The organism is Streptomyces sp. NPDC001868 (assembly GCF_040297125.1).
GTDB lineage: Bacteria > Actinomycetota > Actinomycetes > Streptomycetales > Streptomycetaceae > Streptomyces.
In genome coordinates, this window is sequence record NZ_JBEOYO010000121.1 from 1 (window position 1) to 6,491 (window position 6,491).

General features: G+C 70.6%; 5 protein-coding genes. 2 read left to right on the top strand and 3 right to left on the bottom strand.

Translation table 11 applies throughout. The features are described 5' to 3' along the window. Positions 1-129: 129 nt before the first annotated feature. Positions 130-1,146: a glycoside hydrolase family 43 protein gene (locus ABT147_RS46875; RefSeq protein WP_351418637.1), complete on the bottom strand. Its 1,017-nt coding sequence runs from the start codon at positions 1,144-1,146 to the stop codon at positions 130-132. A 197-nt stretch (positions 1,147-1,343) separates the two neighbouring features. On the opposite strand from ABT147_RS46875, the gene ABT147_RS46880 reads away from it, so the two are divergent. After that, a complete protein-coding gene (locus tag ABT147_RS46880; RefSeq protein ID WP_351418631.1) occupies positions 1,344-2,327 on the top strand; it encodes an aldo/keto reductase in 984 nt (327 codons plus the stop codon). A gap of 11 nt (positions 2,328-2,338) precedes the next feature. On the opposite strand, the gene ABT147_RS46885 is transcribed toward ABT147_RS46880, so the two are convergent. Then, complete coding sequence (locus ABT147_RS46885) at positions 2,339-2,758, bottom strand: MarR family winged helix-turn-helix transcriptional regulator (RefSeq protein ID WP_351418639.1); 420 nt, start codon at positions 2,756-2,758, stop codon at positions 2,339-2,341. Positions 2,759-3,001: 243 nt separating this feature from the next. On the opposite strand from ABT147_RS46885, the gene ABT147_RS46890 reads away from it, so the two are divergent. Next, complete coding sequence (locus tag ABT147_RS46890; protein ID WP_351418633.1) at positions 3,002-3,973, top strand: alpha/beta hydrolase; 972 nt, start codon at positions 3,002-3,004, stop codon at positions 3,971-3,973. A gap of 82 nt (positions 3,974-4,055) precedes the next feature. On the opposite strand, the gene ABT147_RS46895 is transcribed toward ABT147_RS46890, so the two are convergent. After that, positions 4,056-6,275, bottom strand: coding sequence for an NADP-dependent isocitrate dehydrogenase (locus tag ABT147_RS46895; RefSeq protein WP_351418635.1), 2,220 nt, complete (start codon positions 6,273-6,275; stop codon positions 4,056-4,058). Positions 6,276-6,491: the final 216 nt, after the last annotated feature.

Sequence of the window (6,491 nt, forward strand, 5' to 3'; positions counted from 1 at the left end):
AGTACGAGGGCTTTCGGGCGGCACGCCGAGAGCACGCACCGGACGCCGCGCGGCCGCCCTTCGGGCGACGACGCCACTTTCGCAACAGGCCCTAGGCGGCCGGGTTCGCCGGAGCGGCGCCGGTGGGGCTCAGCCGCCGCCGTCGAGGTCGGCGCGGCGGCGCAGTACGCGTAGCTCGTGGTCGTCGAGGCGCATCTCGTAGAGCTTGCCGCGGGCGTTCTCGAAGGGGCGGTGGAGGATCATCATCAGCCGGCCGTCGAAGGTGCGGAACAGCATGCCGTGGCCGCTGTCCTCCCGGACCAGGGGCCGCCGTTGCTCCCACGGCCCCGTGAGGTCGCCGGACCTGGAGACCGCGTAGGTCTGCACATAGCCGCCGCTGACGGTGCCGTCGTCCCTGGCGGCGTTCTTCTCGTACGTCGACCACAGCATGAGCAGGGAGTCGTCCGGCGTCCGGTACAGCTGGGGGCCGTCGGTGATGTACGGGGCGAGCTGGTGGGGCACTCCGCCGGGGATCTGCTCGGTGAGCCAGGGCGCGTCCGACGCCTTGAACAGGAAGACCGGGTCCCCGACGGTCCCGGTCAGGTCGGGGGCCAGCCGGATCGCCTCCATGGTTCCGTCGATCGTCTGCAGCCATTCGTGCGCGTACACCATCCAGGGCTGCCCGGACGGGTCCACGTGGAGGGTGCCGTCGAGGGTCATCAGGTGCTCGGGCGGGGTGGGGCGGGTGGGGTCCACGACGCTGAAGGGGCCCAGCAGGGAGTCGGAGACCGCCGTGATCGTGCCGCGCATGTGGTTCGGGAGCTGGAAGGGCGTGCCCCACTGGTTGGCCGGCGGTATCTTCAGCGGCCTGTCCTGGTCGTGCAGCGTGGTGAACAGGTAGTACCTGCCGTTCCACGCGTGCACCTCGGGCGCCCAGGCCCCCTCGGTCGCCCAGATCCCCGGCTGCTCGGCCGTCCGGAAGACCACGACGGGGCGCGTCCAGTCCCGCAGGTCGGTGCTGCGGTAGACCATCGTGCCGGTGCCGTCCACACCCGAGACGGCCGGGTCGTTGGACGTGTAGAGGTGGTAGGTGCGGGTCTCGTCGTCGGCGACGACGAACGGATCGTGCAGCGGCATGTCGGGAAGCCGCAGGTGGGGAAGCGGCATGGGTTCGGACTCGGTCTCGGACTGGGACTCTGACTCGGTTTCGGACTGGGGCTGGGACTCTGACTCGGTTTCGGCCTTGGTCACGGTCGAACAATAGTGAGCCGGGAAGAGGCGGCGAAGGCCCTTGACTTCGCGTGCGCTTCAAGTTGAAGACTCCCGTTCGGGCCCGAGAGCCGGGCGGAACGGGAGGCAACGGTATGAAGTACCGCACCATCGGCAGTGACCCGGCGACCCGTCGCGAGGTGAGTGTGCTCGCGCTCGGCGCGATGCTGTTCGGCTCGCGGACGGACGAGAGGACGGCCTTCGCGGTGCTCGACCGCTACGTCGAGGCGGGCGGCAACTTCATCGACACGTCCGACAACTACGCCTTCTGGATCGACGGCGGACAGGGCGGCCAGAGCGAGGAACTGCTCGGCCGGTGGCGGCGCAGCCGGGGCGTCGGCGACGAGATCGTCATCGCCACCAAGCTCGGCGCCCGCCCCCTCGCACCCGGCACCAGCTATGTCGACAACGCGGAAGGGCTGTCGGCGAAGGTGATCCGGGAGTCGGCGGAGCGCAGCCGGGAGCGGCTCGGGGTGGAGCGGATCGACCTGCTCTACGCGCACATCGAGGACCGTACGGTGCCGGCGCGGGAGACCGTCGAGGGGTTCGCGGAACTCGTCGCGGAGGGCACGGTCGGGCTGCTCGGCGTGAGCAACCACGCCGTGTGGCGGGTGGAACGGGCCCGCGCCCTCGCCGCCGCGGCCGGGCTGCCCGGCTACGAGGTGCTCCAGTACCACCACAGCCATCTCCGCCCGCGCACCGACGTCCCGAGCGACCTCTGGGCGGACGGCACCCTCGGCGCGGCCACCGCCGAACTGCTGAGCTATCTGGAGGCCGAGCCGGATCTCACCCTGGTCGCCTACTCACCGCTGCTCAAGGGCGGATACGTACGGCCGGACGAACTGCCCGCGGACTACGACCACCCGGGTACCCCCGCCCGCCTGAAGGTGCTGGGCGAGGTGGCGCGGGAGACCGGGGCGAGCGTCAACCAGGTCGTGCTCGCCTGGCAGTTGGGCGGACGGTTCCCGATCGTCCCGCTGGCCGGGGTGTCCTCGCTCGCGCAGTTGGAGGAGAACCTCGGCGCGGTGGAACTGGAGTTGACGGCGGAACAGCGGGTCAGGCTGGACGCCGCGCACTAGGGCGGGGCCGGTCAGTCCCGACCGACGTTGACGGTGAGCAGCCGTAGCAACTGCTTGGCCATGGTGTGCTGTTCGGGGGTCAGCCCCATGGCCTCGCCGATGTCCACGGGGACGGTCCGGGCCCGCTCCTGGAGCCGGGCGCCGGACTCGGTGAGGCGGATGGAGACGGAACGCTCGTCGTCCGTACGGCGCTCGCGGCGCAGCAGGCCGCCGGCCTCCAGGCGCTTGAGGAGCGGGGACAGGGTGCTGGACTCCAACTGCAGTGCCGTGCCCAGGTCGCGTACGGAGATGGAGTCCTGCTCCCAGAGCACGAGCATGACCAGGTACTGCGGATACGTCAGCCCCAGTTCGTCGAGCAGCGGCCGGTAGCGGGCCGTGACCGCGCGCGAGGCGGCGTAGAGGGCGAAGCAGAGCTGGTCGTCCAGGAGCAGGCTGTGCCCCCGCGCCGGCTGCGTCCCGGCCGTGTCCACGATGTCGCCGACTGTGCTCACGGTGTCGCTCCTCCGCCCTGTGCTCCGCATGACGATCTCCAACCCTACCTTCAGGCTCCCGGTTGTGGCGAGAGCTATTCAGTTGTGCACGACTTAGTCGCGCGCTACTGTTCTGGTGTCCCGCCAGCCCGGCGAATCTCGTCGGCCGAGCCTGCCCGTGGCACCCCACCCGAGGAGATCGCCATGTCCGAGACCACCACCGGCCTGCGTCCCGTCCTGGAGCCCGCCGCCGCGGCCTTCGCGGAGGCGACCGCGAACCCGCCGTACCTCTTCGACCTCGGTCCGGTGGAGGGCCGCAAGACCGTCGACGAGGTGCAGTCCGGGGACATCGTGAAACCGGCCGTGGAGGAGGAGTGGGTGACCGTGCCGGACGGGCCCACCGGCGAGGTCAGGGCGCGGATCGTCCGCCCGGCGGGGGCCAAGGGCGTGCTTCCGGTGATCCTCTACATCCACGGCGCCGGCTGGGTCTTCGGCAACGCCCACACCCACGACCGGCTGGTGCGCGAGCTGGCCGTGGGCGCGCGGGCCGCGGTCGTCTTCCCCGAGTACGACCTCTCGCCCGAGGCCCGCTATCCGGTCGCCGTCGAGCAGAACTACGCGGTGGCCCGCTGGATCGTCAGCGAGGGCGCCGGCCACTACCTGGACGCCACCCGTGTCGCCGTGGCCGGTGACTCCGTCGGCGGCAACATGGCCGCCGCGCTGACCCTGATGGCCAAGGAGCGGGGCGATGTGCCGCTGGTCCAGCAGGTGCTGTTCTACCCGGTGACGGACGCCGCCTTCGACACGCCCTCCTACCGGCAGTTCGCCGAGGGCTACTTCCTGCGGCGCGACGCGATGCGGTGGTTCTGGGACCAGTACACGACCAGCGAGCAGGAGCGCGCCGAGATCACCGCCTCACCGCTGCGCGCCACGGCCGCGCAGTTGAAGGGGCTGCCCCCGGCCCTCGTCATCACCGCCGAGGCCGACGTCCTGCGCGACGAGGGCGAGGCGTACGCGAACAAGCTCCGCGAGGCCGGGGTGCCGGTCACCGCCGTGCGGTATCAGGGGATCATCCATGACTTCGTCATGCTGAACGCCCTGCGCGGGACGCAGGCCGCCGAGGCCGCCATCGGGCAGGCGATCGGCACCCTGCGCACGGCTCTCGGCACCGACTGATCCCGGGCCCGGTTCGAACGCGCGCCGCCCCGGCCGGGAGTGATCCCGGCCGGGGCGGTCCTGTATGCGGTGTGGGCGAGGGTCAGGCGAAGTTCGCCAGCGCCTCGTTCCACGTGGCCGACGGGCGCATGACGGCGGCGGCCTTGGCCGGGTCGGGCTGGTAGTAGCCGCCGATGTCGGCGGGCTTGCCCTGGACGGCGATCAGCTCGTCGACGATGGTCTGCTCGTTCGCCGTGAGGGTCTCCGCGAGCGGGGCGAAGGCCTTGGCCAGGTCGGCGTCGTCGGTCTGGGCGGCCAGCTCCTGGGCCCAGTACAGGGACAGGAAGAAGTGGCTGCCGCGGTTGTCGATGCCGCCGACGCGACGCGAGGGGGACTTGTCCTCGTTGAGGAAGGTCGCCGTGGCGCGGTCCAGGGTGTCGGCGAGGACCTTGGCGCGGGTGTTGCCGGTGGCCTCGGCGTACTGCTCCAGGGACGGGACCAGGGCGAAGAACTCACCGAGGGAGTCCCAGCGCAGGTAGTCCTCCTTGACCAGCTGCTGGACGTGCTTCGGGGCGGAGCCGCCGGCGCCCGTCTCGAAGAGGCCGCCGCCCGCCATCAGCGGGACGACCGACAGCATCTTGGCGCTGGTGCCCAGCTCCAGGATCGGGAACAGGTCGGTGAGGTAGTCACGCAGCACGTTGCCGGTCACCGAGATGGTGTTCTCGCCGCGGCGGATGCGCTCCACCGACAGCTTGGTGGCGTCGACCGGGGCGAGGATCCGGATGACCAGGCCCTCGGTGTCGTGCTCGTCCAGGTAGGTGTTGACCTTGGCGATCAGGTTGGCGTCGTGCGCGCGGGTCTCGTCCAGCCAGAAGACGGCCGGGTCGCCGGTGGCGCGGGCGCGGGTGACGGCCAGCTTCACCCAGTCACGGATCGGGGCGTCCTTGGTCTGGCAGGCGCGGAAGATGTCACCGGCGGAGACCGTCTGCTCGATGACGACATCGCCGTTCTGGTCCACCAGCCGGACCGTACCCGTGGTCGGGATCTCGAAGGTCTTGTCGTGGGAGCCGTACTCCTCGGCCTTCTGCGCCATGAGGCCGACGTTCGGGACCGAGCCCATCGTCGACGGGTCGTAGGCGCCGTTGGCACGGCAGTCGTCGACGACGACCTGGTAGACACCGGAGTACGAGGAGTCCGGGAGCACCGCGAGGGTGTCGGCCTCGGCGCCGTCCGGGCCCCACATGTGGCCGGAGGTGCGGATCATGGCCGGCATCGAGGCGTCGACGATGACGTCGGACGGCACGTGCAGGTTGGTGATGCCCTTGTCGGAGTCGACCATCGCCAGCGCCGGGCCCTCGGCGAGCTCGGCGTCGAAGGACGCCTTGATCTCGGCGCCCTCGGGCAGGGCCTCCAGGCCCTTGTAGATGCCGCCCAGGCCGTCGTTCGGGGACAGACCGGCCGCGGCCAGCGTCTCGCCGTACTTCGCGAAGGTCTTCGGGAAGAAGGCGCGCACCACGTGACCGAAGACGATCGGGTCGGAGACCTTCATCATCGTGGCTTTCAGGTGCACGGAGAACAGCACGCCCTCGGCCTTGGCGCGGGCGACCTGCGCGGTCAGGAACTCGCGCAGCGCGGCGACGCGCATCACGGAGGCGTCGACGACCTCGCCGGCGAGGACGGGTACGGACTCGCGCAGCACGGTGGTGGAGCCGTCGTCGCCGACCAGCTCGATCCGCAGGGAGCCGGCCTCGGAGATCACCGCGGACTTCTCGGTGGAGCGGAAGTCGTTCTCGCCCATGGTCGCGACGTTCGTCTTGGAGTCGGCGGACCAGGCGCCCATGCGGTGCGGGTGGTTCTTGGCGTAGTTCTTCACCGAGGCGGGGGCGCGGCGGTCGGAGTTGCCCTCACGCAGGACCGGGTTCACGGCGGAACCCTTGATCTTGTCGTAGCGGGCGCGGATCTCGCGCTCCTCGTCCGTCTTCGGGTCGTCCGGGTAGTCCGGCAGCGCGTAGCCCTGGCCCTGGAGCTCGGCGACGGCGGCCTTCAGCTGGGGGATCGACGCCGAGATGTTCGGCAGCTTGATGATGTTCGCCGCGGGGGTCTTGGCCAGCTCGCCCAGCTCGGAGAGGGCGTCCGCGATGCGCTGGCCCTCCTCCAGGTACTCCGGGAAGACGGCGATGATGCGTCCGGCCAGCGAGATGTCACGGGTCTCGACGGAGACACCGGCCTGCGAGGCGTACGCCTTGATCACGGGCAGGAACGAGTGGGTCGCCAGGGCGGGCGCCTCGTCAGTGTGCGTGTAGATGATGGTCGAGTCAGTCACCGGGTGCTCCGCTCCACGTCTGCAACATTGCTCGACATCAAGATATCTCGTGCGCGGGCGGGACTCGACAGCGGGCGGGGAGTGGGGGCGGGTTGTTCGGGTGCGGGTGGGTGGGGGCGGGCCGCGCGGTTCCCCGCGCCCTTGAAAAGCAGGGGGCTGCGCCCCATGCTTTTCGCCTTCGGAGGGCCGCAGGCCCCTCCTGGGGGCGCGGGGAAC

Bases quoted from the DNA above. Each gene is read 5' to 3' on its own strand.
- ABT147_RS46875 (WP_351418637.1), bottom strand. From the start codon at position 1,146: ATGCCGCTTCCCCACCTGCGGCTTCCCGACATGCCGCTGCACGATCCG.
- ABT147_RS46890 (WP_351418633.1), top strand. From the start codon at position 3,002: ATGTCCGAGACCACCACCGGCCTGCGTCCCGTCCTGGAGCCCGCCGCC.
- ABT147_RS46880 (WP_351418631.1), top strand. From the start codon at position 1,344: ATGAAGTACCGCACCATCGGCAGTGACCCGGCGACCCGTCGCGAGGTG.